A 21,249-nucleotide genomic window follows, 5' to 3' on the forward strand; every position below is an offset into this window, starting at 1 on the left:
TAACATCAAGTTGTATAGTGTGGGATTTACAAAAACGATCGGAGTTTAAATGGCGTTTAAAAAGGCTGGATTGATTTCTAAGTTTATTTCAAAGGGATCTTTTAAATTAAATAAGATCTCAAAGAAAATTTTCAAATTGAATCTAATCTTGAAGCGTGAAAAGCCCTTAAAATGCCATAAAAAAACAAAATCCATTAAAAAGCCCTTTAATCAAAACAAATCTTTTTTAAAAGCTTCGGTTTTATTGATAGGAGCGTTGGGGGGATTATCTCACCTAAGGGCTAGCGAGTGCCGTTATTGGTCATGGTCGTCTTGGGGTTATCATGACAATATTGAAAGCGGTTCTAATTCCCCCACGCACAACTCTTATTGTCTTTTTAGCAGCGCTCAAGGCTCTGGGACTTACTATTTAAACACCCTTACCACTTATAGCACTGGTGAGGCTAGTTTCACGCAAAAATTCAATAATGGTACGCTTGATGTGGGAGGGAATATCCGTTTTGGAGGCACGGGTGTCAATGGAGGTGATGTAGGCTATATCACGGGCACTTATGACGCTCAAACGATTAATTTTAATTCTAGCCGTATCACAACCGGCAACTCATTTTCTACTGGCGGTGGGGCCACTCTCAATTTTAATGCAACTAACCATATCACTATCAATCAAGCCAGCTTTGATAATAGCGATGCAGGAACACAGCACTCTTACATGAATTTCAGTGGTTCTAACATCAATGTGAGCTCTTCTAGCTTTACAGACGACACCAATGGGGGCTTTAGTTTCAGCGGGAATGGGACTAACAGCAATCTCTCTTTTGACAAAACGAACTTCAATCAAGGCACTTACAAATTCACTAACAGCGCTAACTTAAACTTCAACAGCAGCACTTTCAATCAAGGGACTTACAACTTTAATAGCGCTCAATCCACTTTTAATAACGACACTTTCAATCAAGGGACTTATAACTTTAATGCAAGCAAGGTGAGTTTTTCAGGCGCTAACACTTTAAATTCAAGTTCGCCTTTTGCTAGCCTTAAAGGCAGTGTGTCCTTTGGTTCTGGTGCGATCTTTAACCTCAATCAAACCCTTAATAGCAATCAAACCTATGACATTCTCACGACAAACGGGACCATCCAGTATGGGGTTTATCAAAGCTATTTGTGGGATTTGATCAACTATAAGGGCGATAAAGCCATTAGCCATGTTGAAGTGGGTAGTAACACTTATGATGTAACCTTTGACATTAACGGGCAAGATGAAACCTTACAAGAAACCTTTAACAATCAATCCATTATTACCCAATTTTTAGGAGACGATTTACAACAACAAGCCCAACAAACCTATCAAGAGGATCTAACCAATTCCCAGAGCACTTTAAATAACGCTGCTAGTGATAGTAAGATCGCAAATAGCGATACAGACTACACCACCAATAAAAACGCTACTATCGCTACAGACGCTCAGAATTTAGAAAACACCAACCAACAAATCGCTAAAGATCAACAAGTCTTAGAACAAGATTTAGACAAGCTCAACCAATTAGCCAACTCTAAAACAGGCTTTAATGAACAAGCCTTTAATACTGCACAAAAACAAGAACAACAAGATTTAAAAACCTTACAGAACGATGAAAACGCTTTTAATACGGAACAAGAGGGATTGGAACAAGCGATAGCTAACGCTAAGCCTACAAGCCCAACACCCACTCCTACAAAGCACACAGCGCCAAACACTCCCCCTAATAAAGTTCCTCCCACACCCCCTACTCAAAATTTACCCACAACGAATGTGTGGAGTGGGGTTTATAACCTTCAAAATCAAACTTACTCAAACAAAGGGGTTTATTATATTGATCCCAATCTTTCAGGACAGAGCGGTCAAAGCGGCAACACGCTTAGCACTTATACAGCCAATTTGTTTGGAAGGAGTTTTAGCGTTAACACCCAAAATGGCACTTTGATCATAGGGAATAATACAGAGAGCGTGAATGATAATGGGTTGATTTGGATAGGGCATGGAGGCTTTGGCTATATCACGGGAACTTTTAATGCGGCTAACATCTATTTGACCAATAATTTTAAAACCGGTGAAGGCGTTTCAAATTCAGATGGTGGGGGAGCGAACATTACCTTTAAAGCAAGCGATAATATCACTATGGATGGCTTGAATTATAATGACGCTGAAACCGTTACTAAAATGATTCAAACAGGGGCTAGCCAGCATTCCTATGCCGCTTTTGACGCTACCAATAATATCAGCGTAACCAATTCCAATTTTAGCGATATGACTTGGGGGAAATTCAGTTTTAGCGCTAAGAACATTTCGTTTTCTAACGCTTCGTTCAGCGGCTTTACAAACCCTGGAGGATCAAGCGTGATCAGCGCTAACGCTTCTAATTCTTTAAGCTTTATCAATTCTCGTTTGAATGGTGGGGCGGTTTATAATTTGTGGGCTAATAGCCTTATTTTCAATAACACGCAAGCGGTTTTTAATGTTTTGTATTCTAGGGGGACAAGCAATTTTAACGCTACAACACAGCTTTTAGGCAACACGAGTTTCACGCTTAGCTCTCAAAGTTTGTTGAATTTTAATGACGATACAACCTTACAAAACAACGCTAATATCACGCTTGGTAATAAAAGTCAAGCCGCTTTTAAAAATTCTTTAACGCTTGATAATGATTCTAATTTAAGTTTAGACAATCAAAGCGTTTTGAATGCGAATGGATCAAGTGCTTTTAACAATCAAGCGAGTCTCAATATTTATAACGGGAGTCAAGCGACCTTTAACAGCCTCTTTTTTAATGGCGGGATAATCAGTCTTAACGCTAACAGCAAGCTCAACGCTTCTAGCGCTAGTTTTTCAAACAACACCACTATCAATTTAGACGATAGCGTTTTATCGGCTAGCAACACAAGCTCTTTAAACGCTAATATCAATTTTCAAGGCGCAAGCCAGGCTGATTTTGGAGGCAACACGACTATTGATACAGCAAGCTTTAATTTTGACAGCACAAGCTCATTGAGTTTTAATAACCTTACGGCTAATGGGGCGTTAAATTTTAATGGCTATGCGCCCTCTTTGACTAAGGCTTTAATGAGCGTTAGCGGGCAGTTTGTTTTAGGGGATAATGGGGATATTAATTTATCTGACATCAATATTTTTGACAACATCACAAAATCTGTAACCTACAACATCCTAAACGCTCAAAAAGGGATTACTGGCATTAGTGGGGCTAATGGCTATGAAAAAATCCTTTTTTACGGCATGAAAATCCAAAACGCTGCCTATAGCGATAGTAATAACATTCAAACTTGGTCGTTTATAAACCCTCTCAATTCTTCTCAAATCATTCAAGAGAGCATTAAAAATGGGGATTTAACCATAGAAGTTTTAAATAACCCTAACTCAACTTCTAACACTATTTTTAATATCGCTCCTGAGCTTTATAATTACCAAACTTCTAAGCAAAATCCTACCGGTTATAGTTATGATTATAGCGATAACCAAGCAGGCACTTATTACTTGACAAGCAACATTAAAGGCCTTTTCACCCCTAAAGGCTCTCAAACTCCTCAAGCCCCAGGCACTTATAGCCCGTTTAACCAGCCTTTGAATAGTTTGAATATCTACAATAAGGGTTTTTCTAGTGGAAATTTAAAAACGCTTTTAGGGATCCTTTCTCAAAATTCCGCTACCTTAAAAGAAATGATTGAATCCAATCAATTAGACAATGTCACTAACATCAATGAAGTGTTGCAACTCTTAGACAAGATTAAAATCACCCAAACGCAAAAGCAAGCGCTCCTAGAAACGATCAACCATTTGACTGACAACATCAATCAAACCTTTAATAATGGGAATCTCGTTATAGGCGCTACTCAAGATAATATTACAAACTCTACCAGCTCTATATGGTTTGGGGGCAATGGCTATAGCAGTCCTTGCGCGCTAGATAGCGCCACTTGTTCTTCTTTTAGAAACACTTACTTGGGGCAATTATTAGGCTCAACTTCCCCCTATTTAGGCTACATCAACGCTGATTTTAAAGCTAAAAGCATTTATATCACTGGAACAGTGGGAAGCGCTAACGCCTTTGAAAGCGGAGGGAGCGCGGATGTAACCTTTCAAAGCGCTAATAACTTAGTGTTAAATAATGCTAACATAGAAGCTCAAGCTACAGACAATATCTTTAATCTTTTGGGTCAAGAAGGGATTGATAAAATCTTTAATCAAGGGAATTTAGCGAATGTTCTCAGTCAAGTGGCTATGGAAAAAATCAAGCAAGCCGGCGGTTTAGGAAACTTTGTAGAAAACGCTCTAAGCCCTTTGAGTAAGGAATTGCCCGCTAGCTTGCAAAATGAAACCTTAGGCCAACTTATAGGTCAAAATAACTTAGATGATTTATTGAATAATAGTGGAGTCATGAATGCAATCCAAAATATTATCAGTAAAAAACTAAACATTTTTGGCAATTTTGTTACCCCATCCATCATAGAAAACTACCTTGCTAAGCAGTCTTTAAAAAGCATGCTAGACGATAAAGGGCTTTTGAATTTTATCGGTGGGTATATAGACGCTTCTGAATTAAGCTCTATTTTAAGCGTGGTTTTAAAAGATATTACTAACCCCCCTACAAGCCTGCAAAAAGACATCAGTGTGGTGGCGAACGACTTGTTGAACGAGTTTTTAGGGCAAGATGTCGTTAAAAAGCTAGAAAGTCAAGGCTTAGTGAGTAATATTATTAATAATATCATTTCTCAAGGCGGGTTAAGCGGCGTTTATAATCAAGGTTTAGGGAGCGTGTTGCCACCCTCTTTACAAAACGCGCTCAAAGAAAACGATTTAGGTGCTCTTTTATCGCCTAGAGGCTTGCATGATTTTTGGCAAAAAGGGTATTTTAATTTTTTAAGCAATGGCTATGTTTTTGTCAATAACAGCTCTTTTAGCAACGCTACAGGGGGCAGTTTGAATTTTGTCGCCAACAAGTCTATTATTTTTAATGGCGATAATACGATTGACTTTAGCAAGTATCAAGGCGCATTGATTTTTGCTTCTAATGGTGTTTCTAATATCAATATCACCACCCTAAACGCTACGAATGGCTTAAGCCTTAATGCGGGTTTGAATAATGTGAGCGTTCAAAAAGGGGAAATTTGCATCAATTTAGCCAATTGCCCCACAACCAAAAACAGCTCTTCTACAAACTCCAGCGTAACCCCCACCAATGAATCTTTAAGCGTGCATGCTAATAACTTCACTTTCTTAGGAGCAATCACCTCTAATGGGGCTATTGATTTGTCTCAAGTAAAGAATAATAGCGTTATAGGCACGCTCAATCTCAATGAAAATGCGACCTTACAAGCCAATAATTTAACGATCACTAACGCTTTTAACAACGCCTCTAACTCTACAGCTAACATTAATGGTAATTTCACCTTAAACCAACAAGCGACTTTAAGCACTAACGCTAGTGGCTTGAATGTCATGGGGAATTTTAACAGCTATGGCGGTTTGGTGTTTAATATCAGCCATTCAGCTAGCCATGCCATTATCAACGCTCAAGGCGCAGCGACAATTATGGCTAATAACAATAACCCCTTAATCCAGTTCAACACTTCTTCAAAAGAAGTTGGCACTTACACGCTCATTGATAGCGCTAAAGCCATTTATTATGGGTATAACGACCAAATCACAGGAGGTAGCAGCCTAGATAATTACCTTAAGCTTTATGCGCTCATTGATATTAATGGCAAGCACATGGTGATGGCTGGCAACGGCTTAACCTATAACGGGCAAGCCGTGAGCATTAAAGATGGCGGTTTAGTTGTAGGCTTTAAGGACTCTCAAAATCAATATATTTACACTTCCATTCTTTATAATAAAGTGAAAATCGCTGTTTCTAATGATCCTATCAATAACTTACAAGCCCCCACTTTAAAACAATATATCGCTCAAATTCAGGGCGTTCAAAGCGTGGATAGCATTGAACAAGCTGGAGGCAGTCAAGCGATTAATTGGCTCAATAAAATCTTTGAAACTAAAGGAAGCCCTTTATTCGCTCCCTATTATTTAGAAAGCCATTCCACAAAAGATTTAACCACGATCGCTGGAGACATTGCCAACACTTTAGAAGTCATCGCTAACCCTGATTTTAAAAATGATGCCACTAATATTTTACAGATCAACACCTACACGCAGCAAATGAGCCGTTTGGCCAAGCTCTCTGACACTTCAACTTTCGCTCGTTCTGATTTCTTGGAACGCTTAGAAGCCCTTAAAAACAAGCGATTCGCTGATGCGATCCCTAACGCTATGGATGTGATTTTAAAATACTCTCAAAGAAACAGAGTCAAAAATAATGTGTGGGCGACAGGAGTTGGAGGGGCTAGTTTCATTAATGGAGGCACTGGAACTTTATATGGTATCAATGTAGGGTATGATAGGTTTATTAAGGGCGTGATTGTGGGGGGCTATGCCGCTTATGGGTATAGCGGGTTTCATGGAAATATCACTCAATCAGGCTCTAGCAATGTCAATATAGGCGTTTATAGCCGAGCGTTTATCAAAAGAAGCGAATTAACGATGAGCTTGAATGAGACTTGGGGATACAATAAGACTTTCATCAACTCTTATGACCCCCTACTCTCAATCATCAATCAGTCTTACAAATACGACACTTGGACGACTGACGCTAAAATCAATTACGGCTATGATTTCATGTTTAAAGATAAAAGCGTTATTTTTAAACCTCAAATAGGCTTAGCTTATTATTATATTGGTTTGTCTGGTTTAAGGGGTATTATGGATGATCCTATTTACAACCAGTTCAGAGCCAATGCTGACCCTAATAAAAAATCCGTTCTAACGATTAATTTTGCCCTAGAAAGTCGGCACTACTTCAATAAAAACTCTTATTATTTTGTGATTGCGGATGTGGGCAGAGACTTATTTATCAATTCTATGGGGGATAAAATGGTGCGTTTCATTGGTAATAACACCCTAAGCTATAGAGATGGTGGTCGATACAACACTTTTGCTAGCATTATCACAGGCGGGGAGATAAGGTTATTCAAAACCTTTTATGTGAATGCCGGCATAGGGGCTAGGTTTGGGCTTGATTATAAAGATATTAATATTACCGGAAATATTGGTATGCGCTATGCTTTTTAATGGTATCATTAAACCTATTTTTAACAAGCCCAATTCATAGCAGGATAACCATGCAATTTCCAAAAGCCTTATTACATTCATCATTCTTTTTACCTTTATTTTTATCTTTTTGTATCGCTGAAGAAAATGGGGCGTATGCGAGCGTGGGGTTTGAATATTCTATCAGTCATGCTATCCAACACAATAACCCTTTTTTCAATCAAGAACGCATCCAAACCATTTCTAACGCTCAAAATAAGATCGATAAGCTCAATCAAGTTAAAAATGAAATCACCAGCATGCCTAACACCTTTGCCTATATTAACAATAATTTAAAAAACCATTCTAAATTAACCCCCACTGAAATGCAAGCTGAGAAATACTACCTCCAATCCACCTTTCAAAATATTGAAAAAATCATCACACTTAGCGGTGGCGTTGCATCTAACCCCCAATTAGTCCAAGCATTAGAAAAAATACAAGAACCCACTAATAGCCCTTTAGAATTTGAAGAAAACTTAAAAAATTTAGAAGTGCAATTCAATCAATCCCAAAACCGCATGCTTTCTTCTTTATCTTCTCAAATCGCTCAAATTTCAAATTCCCTAAACGCGCTTGATCCTAACTCTTATTCTAAAAACATTTCAAGCATGTATGGGGTGAGTTTGAGCGTAGGGTATAAGCATTTCTTTACCAAGAAAAAAAATCAAGGGTTTCGCTATTACTTGTTCTATGACTATGGCTATACTAATTTTGGTTTTGTGGGTAATGGCTTTGATGGTTTGGGCAAAATGAATAACCACCTTTATGGGCTTGGAATAGACTATCTTTATAATTTCATTGATAATGCGCAAAAACATTCTAGCGTGGGTTTTTATGCGGGCTTTGCTTTAGCGGGGAGTTCGTGGGTAGGGAGTGGTTTGAGCATGTGGGTGAGCCAAACGGATTTTATCAACAACTATTTGACCAATTATCAGGCTAAAATGCACACGAGTTTTTTCCAAATCCCTTTGAATTTTGGGGTTCGCGTGAATGTCAATAGGCATAACGGCTTTGAAATGGGCTTAAAAATCCCTTTAGCGGTCAATTCCTTTTATGAAACGCATGGCAAAGGGTTGAACACCTCTTTGTTTTTTAAACGCCTTGTCATGTTTAATGTGAGTTATGTTTATAGTTTTTAGGGGGTTAGGGGAACAGACACCTCTTAAGTGTTAGCGTATCGCAACCTTTGAATTTTAAAAACTAGATTTAGTTTTTTTGCCTCAAATGATGGACGCTCTCGCCCCCAAGACCATAATTATTGGGATCAACTTCATCTATAATGACCACAACAGAAGCCTTATTTTTGTTTAACACCTTAACCATCAACTCTGAAACCCCTTCAATCAGTTGCTGTTTTTGCTCGTTTGTTGGCCCTCCATTTTCTGGCACAAGTTTGATATTGATAAGCGACATAGTATTTCCTTAAAATTGAGATAACGCATGATAACGCTTTTATCCATAAACTTGAAACGATTTTTTAAAAAAACAATGGATAAAAACCCTTTTGATCCCTTTGGAGTTAAGTTTGATATACTAACAGAATGAATACTTATAAAAACAGCTTGAATCACTTTTTAAATTTAGTGGATTGTTTAGAAAAAATCCCCAATGTGGGTAAAAAGTCCGCCTTTAAAATAGCGTATCATTTGGGTTTAGAAAACCCCTATCTGGCGCTCAAAATCACGCATGCTTTAGAGAACGCCCTAGAAAACCTTAAAACATGCGCATCTTGTAATGCGCTCAGTGAGAGTGAGGTTTGTGAGATTTGTTCTGATGAAAGCCGACAAAATTCTCAGCTTTGCATGGTTTTACACCCAAGAGATGTGTTTATTTTAGAAGATTTAAAGGATTTTTTAGGGCGCTATTACGTGTTAAATTCCATAGAAGAAGTGGATTTTAACGCCCTAGAAAAACGCCTGATTGAAGAAAACATTAAAGAAATCATTTTTGCTTTCCCTCCCACTTTGGCTAATGATTCTTTAATGCTTTATATTGAAGATAAATTACAGCATTTCCACCTCACTTTCACTAAAATCGCTCAAGGCGTGCCTACTGGAGTGAATTTTGAAAACATTGACTCAGTTTCGCTCTCAAGGGCGTTCAATTCAAGGATCAAAGCATGAATTTAAATTTTATGCCCCTATTGCATGCTTATAACCATGCGAGCATTGATTTTCATTTCAATTCTAGTGCTAGGGATTTTTGCGTGCATGAAGTGCCTTTGTATGAATTTAGCAACACGGGCGAACATGCCGTTATTCAAGTGAGGAAAAGCGGTTTAAGCACTTTAGAAATGCTTCAGATTTTTTCTCAAATTTTAGGGGTAAAAATCGCCGAATTGGGTTATGCGGGCTTGAAAGATAAAAACGCGCTGACGACTCAATTCATCTCACTCCCTAAAAAATACGCCCCTTTATTAGAAAAAAACACGAGCAACTTTCAAGAAAGAAACCTTAAAATCCTGTCTTTGAATTACCATCATAATAAAATCAAATTAGGGCATTTAAAAGGGAATCGCTTTTTTATGCGTTTTAAAAAAATGACTCCCCTAAACGCTCAAAAAACGGAGCAGGTTTTAGAACAAATCGCGCAGTTTGGCATGCCTAATTATTTTGGATCGCAACGCTTCGGGAAGTTCAATGACAACCACCAAGAGGGTTTAAAAATCTTGCAAAATAAAACGAAATTCGCCCGTCAAAAATTAAACGCTTTTTTAATTTCAAGCTATCAAAGTTATTTGTTTAACGCGCTTTTAAGCAAACGATTAGAAATCAGCAAAATCATTAACGCTTTCAGCCTGAAAGAAAATTTGGAATTTTTTAAACAAAAAAATTTAAATATCAATTCAAACACCCTAAAAGCCCTTAAAAACCAAGCCCACCCCTTTAAAATCTTAGAAGGCGATGTGATGTGCCATTACCCTTATGGGAAGTTTTTTGAGGCTTTAGAATTAGAAAAAGAGAGCGAAAGGTTTTTGAAAAAAGAAGCTGTGCCTACGGGGTTACTAGACGGCAAAAAAGCTCTTTATGCCAAAAATTTGAGTTTAGAAATTGAAAAAGAATTCCAGCATAACCTTTTAAATAGCCATGCTAAAACGCTAGGATCCAGGCGGTTTTTTTGGGTGTTTGTAGAAAATGTAACTTCTCAATATGTGAAAGAAAAAGCGCAATTTGAATTAGGATTTTACTTGCCTAAAGGGAGTTATGCGAGCGCGTTGCTCAAAGAAATCAAGCATGAGAAAGGAGAAAATAATGGTGGATTTTGAAAAAATTATCGCGCAAAACAGGCTCAAAACGAACGCGGTTTTAGCGACTTACTGCGTGATTTTTGCTTTTATCGGGTTGTTGGTGGATGTGATTAGAATTAACGCTAATGATTTAGGAACAGCTCTTTTTAAACTCATGACTTTTCAAATTTTCCCTACGATCACCATTATCATGTTTTTAGTGGCTTTTGTCATTATTGTTGTTTGTATCCAAAATTTTAGCTCTATCATGTTAAGCGGTGATGAATACAAGCTTATTGACACAAGCAAGGTTTTAAGCTCTAAAGAAAATCAAATCCATCGCCTTTTGTTAGAGCTTTTAGAAGAGGCTAATCTTCATTTTGAGCCTAAGCTTTATATCATTAACGCCCCTTACATGAACGCTTTTGCGAGCGGGTGGAATGAATCTAATTCTCTTATCGCTCTTACAAGCGCTTTAATAGAGAAGTTGGATAGAGATGAATTAAAAGCCGTGATCGCTCATGAGCTCAGCCACATCAGGCACAATGACATCCGCTTGACCATGTGCGTGGGGATTTTAAGCAATATCATGCTGTTAGTGGCTAATTTTAGCGTGTATTTTTTCATGGGGAACCGCAAGAATAGTGGGGCAAATTTAGCCCGAATGATTTTATTACTCTTACAGATCGTTTTGCCTTTTTTAACGCTTATTTTGCAAATGTATTTGAGCCGCACACGAGAATACATGGCCGATAGCGGGGCGGCGTTTTTAATGCATGACAATAAGCCCATGATTAGAGCCTTACAAAAAATTTCTGACGATTATAAGGAAAACGATTATAAAGATATAGATAGAAATAGCACCCGATCGGCGGCTTATCTTTTTAACGCTGAAATGTTTAGCACCCACCCTAGCGTTAAAAATCGTATCCAATCCTTAAGAAAGCGTGTGATTTAAATGGAAAATTTTTTCAACCAGTTTTTTGAAAATATCGGCGAAGACAAGAATCGAGAAGGCTTGAAAGAGACGCCTAAAAGGGTTCAAGAATTATGGAAATTCTTGTATAAAGGCTATAAAGAAGATCCTAAAGTGGCTTTAAAAAGCGCGTATTTTCAAGGCGTTTGCGATGAAATGATAGTGGCTCAAAACATTGAATTTTACTCCACTTGCGAACACCATTTGCTCCCTTTTTTTGGGAATATTAGCGTGGGATATATCCCTAAGGAAAAGATTGTAGGCATTAGCGCGATCGCTAAACTCATTGAAATTTATAGCAAACGCCTACAAATCCAAGAAAGGCTGACCACTCAAATTGCAGAAACCTTTGATGAAATCATAGAGCCAAGAGGCGTGATCGTGGTTTGTGAAGCCAAGCATTTGTGCATGAGCATGCAAGGGGTGCAAAAGCAAAATGCGATCATTAAAACAAGCGTTCTAAGAGGCCTCTTTAAAAAAGACCCTAAAACCAGAGCTGAATTTATGCAACTCTTAAAATCTTAGGTTATAATTCTAAGCATGAGTAGCCCTAATTTATCCTTTTATTATAATGAGTGCGAGCGTTTTGAAAGCTTTTTAAACCACCATCATTTACACCTTGAAAGCTTCCACCCTTATTTGGAAAAAGCCTTTTTTGAAATGGTGCTTAATGGGGGTAAAAGGTTCCGCCCTAAGCTTTTTTTAGCCGTGCTTTGCGCGTTAGTGGGTCAAAAAGATTATTCTAACCAACAAACAGAATATTTTAAAATCGCTTTAAGCATTGAATGCTTGCACACTTATTCGCTCATCCATGACGATTTGCCATGCATGGATAACGCCGCTTTAAGGAGAAACCACCCCACTTTACACGCTAAATACGATGAAACCACAGCCGTTTTAATCGGCGATGCGCTCAACACTTATTCTTTTGAATTGCTTTCAAACGCTTTACTAGAAAGCCACATCATTGTGGAATTGGTCAAAATTTTAAGCGCTAATGGGGGGATTAAAGGCATGATCTTAGGGCAGGCCTTGGATTGCTATTTTGAAAACACGCCCTTAAATTTAGAACAGCTCACTTTCTTACACGAGCATAAAACCGCTAAATTGATTAGTGCAAGTCTGATTATGGGGCTTGTTGCGAGCGGTATTAAAGATGAAGAGCTTTTTAAATGGCTTCAGGCTTTTGGGTTAAAAATGGGTCTTTGCTTTCAAGTGCTAGATGATATTATAGATGTTACGCAAGATGAAAAAGAAAGCGGTAAAACCACTCATTTAGACAGCGCTAAAAACAGCTTTGTGAATTTATTGGGGCTAGAGAAAGCAAGCGGTTACGCTCAAACTTTAAAAACAGAAGTTTTAGATGATTTAAACCTACTAAAACCCGCTTATCCTTTATTGCAAGAAAATTTAAACGCATTATTGAACACCCTATTTAAAGGCAAGACATGAAAAAAATTTTACTCACCAACGATGATGGCTACCATGCAAAAGGCATTAAAGCTTTAGAACAAGCTTTAGAAGAAATGGCAGAAATTTATGTGGTCGCCCCAAAACATGAAAAAAGCGCATGCTCGCAATGCATCACGATCACCGCGCCTTTGAGAGCGGAGAAAATTAAGGGTAAAGAAGGCCGGCATTATAGGATTGATGATGGCACGCCAAGCGATTGCGTGTATCTGGCGATCAATGAGCTTTTTAAACATGTTTGTTTTGATTTAGTGATTTCAGGGATCAATCTTGGATCTAACATGGGCGAAGACACGATTTATTCTGGAACGGTGGCCGGAGCGATTGAAGGCACGATTCAGGGCGTGCCTTCCATTGCGATTTCTCAAATCCTTTCTCCTAAAAATAAAAACACTCCCCTGAGTTTTGATCTGGCTCAAAAGATCATCCAGGATTTGGTCCAAAACATTTTCACCAAAGGCTACCCTTTAAAAGGGCGCAAACTCTTGAACGTGAATGTCCCTAATTGCTCCTTACAAGAATATAAGGGCGAATGCATCACCCCTAAGGGCTATAGGCTGTATAAAAAAGAAGTACATAAGCGCACAGACCCCAAGAATGAAAGCTATTTTTGGCTAGGGCTACACCCTTTAGAATGGCAAAAGCGCGAAAATGAAGACAGACTCTCTGATTTTGACGCTATTGCTTCAAACCATGCCTCTATCACGCCTTTAAATTTAGATTTAACCAGTTATGATGATCTAAAAAGCTTGGAATCTTGGCATGAGGGAATGTTAAAGTGATTAAAAAGCACCGCTTGGCTTTTTTAGGGCTAATTGTTGGGGTGTTTTTTTTCTTTAATGCATGCCAGCACCGCTTGCACATGGGGTATTATTCAGAAGTTACAGGGGATTATTTGTTCAACTATAATTCCACTATCGTGGTGGCTTATGACAGAAGCGATGCGATGACTTCTTATTATATCAATGTGATCGTTTATGAATTGCAAAAATTAGGCTTTTACAATGTCTTCACGCAAGCGGAATTCCCATTAGATAAAGCCAAAAATGTGATCTATGCGCGCATTGTCCGTAATATCTCGGCTGTGCCATTCTACCAATACAATTACCAACTGATTGATCAGGTCAATAAGCCTTGTTATTTTCTTGGGGGGCAATTTTATTGCTCTCAAACCCCTACGGATTACTACGCTATCAATGGCTTTAGCGAGCAAATTTTAATGAGCGCTAATTCGCATTTTATTTTAGATTGGTATGATGTGGTGCTGCAAAAACGGGTTTTATATGTGGATGGGAGCGTGAATGGGAGAACTTGTGGCTATCAAATGCTTTATAGGGATTTGATTAAAAGCACGATCAAACGCATTGATTTTAACCGCCCTGAACGCTACTACTATAATTTAAGACTGCCCCTTTATCAGCCATGTTATAGGGAGTGAGCGATGGTTATCAGGCGGTTGTATAAATTTTGTGCTAGCCATGTGGTGCGTAATTGCTCTTCTGTAAAATGTGCTCAAAATATCCATGGGCATAATTATGAAGTGGAAGTCTTTATTGAAACCAACCGATTAGATCATGCGAACATGGCCTTAGATTTTGGGCTGATGCAGCAAGAAATGCAAACCTTTATAGACTCCTTTGATCATGCCCATCATTTTTGGGATAAAGAAAGCGTTGAGTTCCAGCGTTTTATAGAAAATCATTGCGTGCGTTATGTGAAATGCTCGTTTAATTTGAGCGCGGAGAGTTACGCTCTCATGTTTTTATACTACTTGACAAGGATTTTACAAAAAAGCGTTTTTTCTAATAATGAAGGGGAGTTAAAAGTCTCTAGCGTGCGCGTGCATGAGACTAAAAACGGCTACGCTGAAAGCTTTTTAAACGATTTAGAAAACCCTCATTTTAAATCTTTAGTGCATCCAAATTGCGTCTCTTTCTCGCAAGGCATTCAAAGTTTGTGGCATGATAAGGACTTTTTCCATAAAATCATTAGCGATGAAAAACAATGCTTTTTTCACACTAAGCCCTTACACCAGATCCCATGAAACTCCCGGTCGTTGAGAGCTTTTTTTCCTTACAAGGTGAAGGAAAAAGGATAGGCAAGCCCAGTCTTTTTTTGCGCTTAGGGGGGTGTAACCTTTCATGCAAGGGCTTTAATTGTAAAACCCCATTCAATGATGAAATCCTAACAGGTTGCGATAGTTTGTATGCGGTGCATCCTAAATTCAAAACATCTTGGGATTATTACAATGAGCCTAAGCCCTTGATTGAACGATTAGTTAATTTAGCCCCTAGTTATAAACATTTTGATTTCATTCTCACAGGCGGGGAGCCAAGTTTGTATTTTAATAACCCTATTTTATTGAGCGTTTTAGAGCATTTTTATCGCAAAAAAATCCCTTTATTTGTAGAGAGTAATGGCTCTGTTTTTTTTGAATTTAGCCCTATTTTAAAAGAATTGCATTTCACTCTAAGCGTCAAACTTTCTTTTTCTTTAGAGGAAGAAAGCAAGCGGATCAACCTCAAAGCCTTACAAAATATCTTAAATAACGCTAAAAGCACGCATTTTAAATTTGTATTGGAGAGTCAAAACGCCGCCCAATCTATTACAGAAATTCAAAGCCTTTTGAAACAACTCTCCTTAAAAAATAATGAAATCTTTTTAATGCCCTTAGGCACAAATAACAACGAGCTAGACAAAAACCTCAAAACCCTAGCCCCCCTAGCCATAGAGCATGGTTTCAGGCTGAGCGATAGGCTCCATATCCGCTTGTGGGACAATCAAAAAGGGTTTTAGGAAGTTAGGAAGTCATGACCATCAAAGCTTTTTCGCCCAAATACCCCACTGAATTAGAAGAGTTTTACGCTGAGCGCATCGCTGATAACCCTTTAGGGTTTATCCAACGCCTGGATCTTTTGCCTAGCATTAGCGGGTTCGTTCAAAAATTGCGCGGGCATGGCGGGGAATTTTTTGAAATGAGAGAGGATAAAAAGCTCATTGGGATCTGCGGGCTTAATCCTATCAATCAAACAGAAGCCGAGCTGTGTAAATTCCACATAAATAGTGCTTATCAATCTCAAGGGTTGGGTCAAAAACTCTATGAGAGCGTGGAGCGATACGCTTTCATTAAAGGCTATACTAAAATCTCTCTGCATGTGAGCAAAAGCCAAATCAAGGCATGCAACCTCTATCAAAAGCTGGGTTTTAGGCGCATTAAAGAAGAGGATTGCGTGGTTGAGTTGGGCGGAGAGACTTTGATTTTTTCCACTCTTTTTATGGAAAAGATTCTGTCTTAATTAGCGCATCAATTTGACACACGCCCAAGCGACAGTTCAGATTATCAAACTTTCATTAACACAACCTAATTCATGCTAAATTAGCCCCAAAACAAACGCTTGTTTTTAAAATTTTGTTTCCATATGAAATTTTAATCCCTTGTAAAAACTTTAAATTCCAAAAAACAAACAAGCAATCCCCTTAAATTGTATAATAAAGACACTATAAACTAAAAAGAGATAACCATGAGAAAACTATTCATCCCACTTTTATTATTCAGCGCTTTAGAAGCGAATGAGAAAAATGGCTTTTTCATAGAAGCCGGGTTTGAAACCGGGCTGTTAGAAGGCGTGCAAACGCAAGAAAAAAGACACACCACAACTCAAACGACCACAAAAACCACCACGAACAATTACAATTATTTACCACTAAACTCCATTTTACAAAGAGCAACTAATCTGTTTAAGGATGCGGATATATCCAAGTTATCGTTTTCCTCTTTAAGCCCTGTTAGGGCGAGTTTAGATTTGAGTGGTCATTTAACGATAGAAAACTTTTTGCCTTATAATTTAAATAATGTTAAGCTTAGTTTTACAGACGCTCAAGGCAATGTGATCGATTTAGGCGTGATAGAGACTATCCCTAAGCAATCTAAAATCGTTTTATCTTACCAACAATTCAGTGAAACCAAACAGGTTTTTGATAATATTATGGAGGAGCAGAAGAAGTACTATGAAAAAGAAGCTAAACGCAGGAAAAATAAAACAACTAGCAGTGTTAGTGAAACCAAGCGTGAACCTAGCTTCACTTTCCCCACTTTCGAAGTCTTGAGCACGCCACATTCTGATCCTAACACGCAAAGGGTGTTTGAAACGCTCAGTAAAATCAACACTAATTTGGTCATGAAATACAGCGATACAAATAATTTTGAAAGTGCCAAAGATAAGACGGAAAAATTCACCGCTAAAACCGCCGAAGAATTCACTAATTTAATGTTGAACATGATCGCTGTCTTAGACTCTCAGTCTTGGGGCGATGCGATTTTAAACGCTCCTTTTGAATTCACTAATAAAGGCGGAGGGGAATGCGATACGAGCAAAGAGAATGAATGCGTAAATCCCGGGACAAACGGGCGTGTTGATTCTAAAGTTGATCAACAATATGTGCTAGACAAGCAAAGCATCGTCAATAATTTCAGAGGCAAAACGGATCTTGATGTGAGTCTTTTGAATGGAGCTGGGGTTGATGGGCTAGGTTCTAATACTACTCCCACAGATAATGATGATGGCAAGAATTACGGTCAATTAGCCGTAGTCGCTTCGGCTCTAAACCCCCAAAAACTCTTTGGCGACAACCTTAAGACTATCAATTTAGAGAATTTAAGAGCCATCTTGCATGAATTCAGCCATACTAAAGGCTATACCCATAACGGGAACATGACTTATCAAAGAGTGCCGGTAACGAAAGATGGTCAAGTGGAAAAGGATAATAATGGTAAGCCAAAAGATTCTGATGGCCTCTCCTATAATGTGTGTTCGCTTTATGGGGGATCCAATCAGCCCGCTTTCCCTAGCAACTACCCTAATTCCATCTATCACAATTGCGCGGATGTCCCGGCTGGCTTTTTAGGGGTAACAGCAGCGGTTTGGCAGCAGCTCATCAATCAAAACGCTTTACCCATCAATTTCGCAAATCTCAATAGCCAAACAAACTACAACCTAAACGCTAGTTTAAACACGCAAGATATGGCTAATTCTGTGATTGGCACCATTCAAAAAACCCTGACAACCACTTCCACGACAACAACGACTTCTTATCACCATTCAAAGAGTTCGCAACGCTTCAGATCCCCTTTATTGGGCGTTAATGTGAAAATAGGCTATCAAAACTACTTTAATGATTTCATAGGGTTGGCTTATTATGGCATCATCAAATATAATTACGCTAAAGCCGCTAACCAAAAAGTCCAGCAACTAAGCTATGGTGGGGGGATAGATTTGTTATTGGATTTCATCACCACTTACTCTAATAAAAATAGCCCTATAGATATTCAAACGAAAAGAAACTTTTCTTCATCTTTTGGTATCTTTGGGGGGTTAAGGGGCTTGTATAACAGCTATTATGTGTTAAACAAAGTCAAAGGAAGCGGCAATTTAGATGTGGCTACTGGGTTGAACTACCGCTATAAGCATTCTAAATATTCTGTAGGCATTAGCATTCCTTTAATCCAAAGAAAAGCCAGCGTCGTTTCTAGCGGTGGCGATTATACGAACTCTTTTGTTTTCAATGAAGGGGCTAGCCATTTTAAGGTGTTTTTTAATTACGGGTGGGTGTTTTGAGCGTGAAATGAATTGATAGAAATATTCTTTTTTTAAATAAAAACCTTATTTTTGTCTTTTTTTCGTATAATAAGATTTAAGTTAGTGTTGATAGTGGTGCGTTAAGGTTTTTCAATCTTGCGCGATCAAACCAATATTTCTTAATAAGATCATAGCTTTAATATTCAAAATAGTATAAAAAGGAAAGTTATGTATGCGGCTCATCCTATTAAACCCCTAAAAGCCCCTAAACTCAAAACTAAATTTTTGAGACGTGTGTTTGTGGGCGCGTCTATTAGGCGCTGGAATGACCAAGCATGCCCTTTGGAATTTGTGGAATTAGACAAGCAAGCCCATAAAGCGATGATTGCGTATTTGCTTGCTAAAGATTTAAAAGATAGGGGTAATGACTTAGATTTAGATCTTTTAATCAAGTATTTTTGCTTTGAATTTTTGGAGCGCTTGGTTTTAACCGATATTAAACCCCCTATTTTTTACGCCCTCCAACAAACACACAGCCAGGAATTAGCCTCCTATGTCGTGCAAAGTTTGCAAGATGAGATCAGCACGTATTTTTCTTTAGAGGAATTAAAAGAGTATTTAAGCCACAGGCCCCAAATTTTAGAAACTCAAATTTTAGAGAATGCGCATTTTTATGCGTCTAAGTGGGAGTTTGATATTATTTATCATTTTAACCCCAACATGTATGGCGTGAAAGAAATTAAAGATAAAATTGACAAGCAACTCCACAATAACGAGCATTTGTTTGAAGGGCTTTTTGGGGAAAAAGAAGATCTGAAAAAATTGGTGAGCATGTTTGGGCAGTTGCGTTTCCAAAAGCGCTGGAGCCAGACCCCAAGAGTGCCGCAAACCAGTGTCTTAGGGCATACCTTATGCGTGGCGGTTATGGGGTATTTGTTGAGCTTTGATTTAAAAGCTTGTAAAAGCATGCGGATCAATCATTTTTTGGGCGGGCTTTTCCATGATTTACCCGAGATTTTGACCCGAGACATTATCACGCCCATCAAACAAAGCGTTGCGGGGCTTGATAACTGCATTAAAGAGATTGAAAAAAAGGAAATGCAAAACAAAGTCTATTCCTTTGTCTCTTTGGGCGTTCAAGAAGATTTGAAATATTTCACCGAAAACGAGTTTAAAAACCGCTACAAAGACAAGTCCCACAAAATCATTTTCACTAAAGACGCTGAAGAATTGTTCACGCTTTATAACAGCGATGAATATCTTGGGGTTTGCGGGGAGCTTTTGAAGGTGTGCGATCATTTGAGCGCGTTTTTAGAAGCTCAAATCTCTCTTTCTCATGGGATTTCTAGTAACGATTTGATTAAAGGAGCTCAAAACCTTTTAGAATTGCGATCCCAAACAGAACTGCTTGATTTGGATTTAGGGAAGTTGTTTAGAGATTTTAAGTGATTTATAGATCTATTTAATAACGTATTGGTTATAAAATTTAAAAAATGCAAAAAAAGTATTTTAATTTTATCATTGACGCTCAATGAGAGCAAAATCGTTTGATTGGTTCTTTTCAAGCGCGCATCAAATAGAGCTTTTTCCTTTCGCTTGAAGAAGCAATATTGAGCAGTTGGCGGTATTTGGTGATCGTTCTTCTTACCATTTTCAAATGGAATTTTTCTTCAATGAGTTCTAAAATCTTAGCGTCGCTCAAAGGCTCTTTTTTGTCTTCATTCTTAATCAATTCTAAAAGATAGTCTTTAATCACAGCGTTTGAAGTCTCGCTATTGTCTAAGGCGGTGCTAAAGAAATGTTTAATGGGGAAAACCCCCCTTTCGCATGCCAAATATTTATTAGAAATGGCCCTTGAAATCGTGCTTACAGAGTGGTTAAACTCATTGGCTAAATCCAATAATTTTAAAGGACGCAATTTTTTACCCTTAAAAAAATCGTATTGATACTCTAAAAGCATGAGACCGATTTTATAAATCGTGGCTTTTCTCAAATTTAGAGCATCAATCAAATCTTTGCCCTCTTTTAATTTTTCTTTTAAATAGCCGCTATCCTTAAAGCGATTTTCTTCTAAACTGATCGTCGGGTAGCTCTCATCATTCAAACGCACGATGATTTCATCATCCACTTCTACAATAAAAAGTTCAGGAATGACTTCTATTTCCTTTTCTAAAAACTCAATGGCTGGGGGGTTTTTAAAGGATTTTAAAATCTTTAAAGCCTTTTCATAATAAAAATCTTTAGAAAATTCATGGTGTTTTTCTAAATTTAAAATGATTTTTCGTGCTTCTTCATAAAGCTCGTTATCGTCTAATTCCCTACTCTCTAACTGGAATAAAAAGCTCTCTTTCACGTCTTTAGCGCCAATGCCAGCGGGATTAAGGTAACTAAAACGCTGGCGCACTTTTTCATAAACTTCGCTCTCTACCCCTAAAATTTTAGACCTTTCTTCAATGTTTTCTTCAAAATACCCTTCACTATTTAACCCGCTGATAATATCCATAGCGATTTTTTGAGAGGTTTCAGTAGGAAAGAGGGGGGGAATGATTTGAGATTCTAAAGTTTCAAAAAGGCTTTTAGATGCGATTGCGGAATTTTCTAAATGATCGCTGCTCTTTTTAGCGCTAAAACGATCGCTAAAATTTTTGATGCGTTTGTTTTCAATTTTGATTAAGGGGTTATCTAGGGCGTTTTGTTTCAACACCTTTTCTAAATCTTCAAGCTCGCTTTGTAAAATGGGGAGCCACCCTTTTAAGGTAGCGTTTAATTTGTTTTTAGGGCTAAGGTTTGCGCGTAAGATCGCCAT

16 protein-coding genes are annotated in these 21,249 nt (G+C 38.1%); 14 read left to right on the forward strand and 2 right to left on the reverse strand.

Annotated elements, in window-relative coordinates; translation table 11 throughout:
• The first annotated feature begins 49 nt into the window (after positions 1-49).
• Together QAP06_RS04225 and hopJ are read left to right on the forward strand one after the other, a co-directional pair.
• Positions 50-7,174, forward strand: coding sequence for a vacuolating cytotoxin domain-containing protein (locus tag QAP06_RS04225; protein WP_286464959.1), 7,125 nt, complete (start codon positions 50-52; stop codon positions 7,172-7,174).
• 50 nt (positions 7,175-7,224) lie between these two features.
• A complete protein-coding gene (hopJ, locus tag QAP06_RS04230; RefSeq protein WP_286464960.1) occupies positions 7,225-8,334 on the forward strand; it encodes a Hop family outer membrane protein HopJ/HopK in 1,110 nt (369 codons plus the stop codon).
• Positions 8,335-8,401: 67 nt separating this feature from the next.
• Here hopJ and QAP06_RS04235 read toward each other — a convergent pair whose 3' ends face one another.
• Positions 8,402-8,608, reverse strand: a complete 207-nt coding sequence (locus QAP06_RS04235; protein WP_286464961.1) for a 4-oxalocrotonate tautomerase family protein — start codon at positions 8,606-8,608, stop codon at positions 8,402-8,404.
• A gap of 128 nt (positions 8,609-8,736) precedes the next feature.
• On the opposite strand from QAP06_RS04235, the gene recR reads away from it, so the two are divergent.
• The 12 genes from recR (at position 8,737) to QAP06_RS04295 (ending at position 19,892) form a co-directional block, all read left to right on the forward strand.
• On the forward strand, positions 8,737-9,318 hold the full coding sequence (gene recR / locus QAP06_RS04240; protein ID WP_001099581.1) for a recombination mediator RecR: 582 nt from the start codon (positions 8,737-8,739) through the stop codon (positions 9,316-9,318).
• The gene (gene truD / locus QAP06_RS04245) at positions 9,315-10,460 is read left to right on the forward strand and encodes a tRNA pseudouridine(13) synthase TruD (protein ID WP_286464964.1); all 1,146 of its coding nucleotides are present in this window, start codon (positions 9,315-9,317) and stop codon (positions 10,458-10,460) included. The genes recR and truD overlap by 4 nt, the downstream gene beginning before the upstream one ends.
• Entirely contained in the window at positions 10,447-11,379 is a 933-nt protein-coding gene (htpX, locus tag QAP06_RS04250) for a zinc metalloprotease HtpX (protein WP_286464966.1), read from the forward strand. Before truD ends, htpX begins: the two co-directional genes overlap by 14 nt.
• Positions 11,380-11,922 carry a GTP cyclohydrolase I FolE gene (gene folE, locus QAP06_RS04255; protein ID WP_000426948.1) on the forward strand — a complete coding sequence of 181 codons (543 nt, stop codon included), beginning with the start codon at positions 11,380-11,382 and terminating at the stop codon, positions 11,920-11,922.
• Positions 11,923-11,937: 15 nt separating this feature from the next.
• Entirely contained in the window at positions 11,938-12,849 is a 912-nt protein-coding gene (locus tag QAP06_RS04260) for a polyprenyl synthetase family protein (protein WP_286464967.1), read from the forward strand.
• Positions 12,846-13,649 carry a 5'/3'-nucleotidase SurE gene (gene surE / locus QAP06_RS04265; RefSeq protein ID WP_286464968.1) on the forward strand — a complete coding sequence of 268 codons (804 nt, stop codon included), beginning with the start codon at positions 12,846-12,848 and terminating at the stop codon, positions 13,647-13,649. Before QAP06_RS04260 ends, surE begins: the two co-directional genes overlap by 4 nt.
• Positions 13,646-14,305, forward strand: coding sequence for a hypothetical protein (locus QAP06_RS04270; RefSeq protein ID WP_286464969.1), 660 nt, complete (start codon positions 13,646-13,648; stop codon positions 14,303-14,305). Before surE ends, QAP06_RS04270 begins: the two co-directional genes overlap by 4 nt.
• Before the next feature lie 3 nt (positions 14,306-14,308).
• The gene (locus QAP06_RS04275) at positions 14,309-14,911 is read left to right on the forward strand and encodes a 6-pyruvoyl trahydropterin synthase family protein (protein ID WP_286464970.1); all 603 of its coding nucleotides are present in this window, start codon (positions 14,309-14,311) and stop codon (positions 14,909-14,911) included.
• Positions 14,908-15,663 (forward strand): 7-carboxy-7-deazaguanine synthase QueE, encoded by a 756-nt coding sequence (locus tag QAP06_RS04280; RefSeq protein WP_286464971.1) that lies wholly within the window; start codon positions 14,908-14,910, stop codon positions 15,661-15,663. The genes QAP06_RS04275 and QAP06_RS04280 overlap by 4 nt, the downstream gene beginning before the upstream one ends.
• A 14-nt stretch (positions 15,664-15,677) precedes the next feature.
• Positions 15,678-16,163 carry a GNAT family N-acetyltransferase gene (locus QAP06_RS04285; RefSeq protein WP_286464974.1) on the forward strand — a complete coding sequence of 162 codons (486 nt, stop codon included), beginning with the start codon at positions 15,678-15,680 and terminating at the stop codon, positions 16,161-16,163.
• Between the two features lie 225 nt (positions 16,164-16,388).
• On the forward strand, positions 16,389-18,482 hold the full coding sequence (locus QAP06_RS04290) for a porin family protein (protein ID WP_286464976.1): 2,094 nt from the start codon (positions 16,389-16,391) through the stop codon (positions 18,480-18,482).
• 189 nt (positions 18,483-18,671) lie between these two features.
• Positions 18,672-19,892 (forward strand): HD domain-containing protein, encoded by a 1,221-nt coding sequence (locus QAP06_RS04295; protein WP_286464977.1) that lies wholly within the window; start codon positions 18,672-18,674, stop codon positions 19,890-19,892.
• Between the two features lie 112 nt (positions 19,893-20,004).
• On the opposite strand, the gene QAP06_RS04300 is transcribed toward QAP06_RS04295, so the two are convergent.
• Positions 20,005-21,249: an RNA polymerase factor sigma-54 gene (locus QAP06_RS04300; protein WP_286464978.1), complete on the reverse strand. Its 1,245-nt coding sequence runs from the start codon at positions 21,247-21,249 to the stop codon at positions 20,005-20,007.

It is taken from the genome of Helicobacter pylori (assembly GCF_030323545.1).
In the GTDB taxonomy this organism is placed as follows: Bacteria; Campylobacterota; Campylobacteria; order Campylobacterales; family Helicobacteraceae; genus Helicobacter; species Helicobacter pylori_CO.

What these genes read in the sequence shown, in the direction of transcription:
- QAP06_RS04225 (WP_286464959.1), top strand. Translation starts at nt 50, where the DNA reads ATGGCGTTTAAAAAGGCTGGATTGATTTCTAAGTTTATTTCAAAGGGA.
- hopJ (WP_286464960.1), top strand. Translation starts at nt 7,225, where the DNA reads ATGCAATTTCCAAAAGCCTTATTACATTCATCATTCTTTTTACCTTTA.
- QAP06_RS04235 (WP_286464961.1), bottom strand. Translation starts at nt 8,608, where the DNA reads ATGTCGCTTATCAATATCAAACTTGTGCCAGAAAATGGAGGGCCAACA.
- recR (WP_001099581.1), top strand. Translation starts at nt 8,737, where the DNA reads ATGAATACTTATAAAAACAGCTTGAATCACTTTTTAAATTTAGTGGAT.
- truD (WP_286464964.1), top strand. Translation starts at nt 9,315, where the DNA reads ATGAATTTAAATTTTATGCCCCTATTGCATGCTTATAACCATGCGAGC.
- htpX (WP_286464966.1), top strand. Translation starts at nt 10,447, where the DNA reads ATGGTGGATTTTGAAAAAATTATCGCGCAAAACAGGCTCAAAACGAAC.
- folE (WP_000426948.1), top strand. Translation starts at nt 11,380, where the DNA reads ATGGAAAATTTTTTCAACCAGTTTTTTGAAAATATCGGCGAAGACAAG.
- QAP06_RS04260 (WP_286464967.1), top strand. Translation starts at nt 11,938, where the DNA reads ATGAGTAGCCCTAATTTATCCTTTTATTATAATGAGTGCGAGCGTTTT.
- surE (WP_286464968.1), top strand. Translation starts at nt 12,846, where the DNA reads ATGAAAAAAATTTTACTCACCAACGATGATGGCTACCATGCAAAAGGC.
- QAP06_RS04275 (WP_286464970.1), top strand. Translation starts at nt 14,309, where the DNA reads ATGGTTATCAGGCGGTTGTATAAATTTTGTGCTAGCCATGTGGTGCGT.
- QAP06_RS04280 (WP_286464971.1), top strand. Translation starts at nt 14,908, where the DNA reads ATGAAACTCCCGGTCGTTGAGAGCTTTTTTTCCTTACAAGGTGAAGGA.
- QAP06_RS04285 (WP_286464974.1), top strand. Translation starts at nt 15,678, where the DNA reads ATGACCATCAAAGCTTTTTCGCCCAAATACCCCACTGAATTAGAAGAG.
- QAP06_RS04290 (WP_286464976.1), top strand. Translation starts at nt 16,389, where the DNA reads ATGAGAAAACTATTCATCCCACTTTTATTATTCAGCGCTTTAGAAGCG.
- QAP06_RS04295 (WP_286464977.1), top strand. Translation starts at nt 18,672, where the DNA reads ATGTATGCGGCTCATCCTATTAAACCCCTAAAAGCCCCTAAACTCAAA.
- QAP06_RS04300 (WP_286464978.1), bottom strand. Translation starts at nt 21,249, where the DNA reads ATGGCGATCTTACGCGCAAACCTTAGCCCTAAAAACAAATTAAACGCT.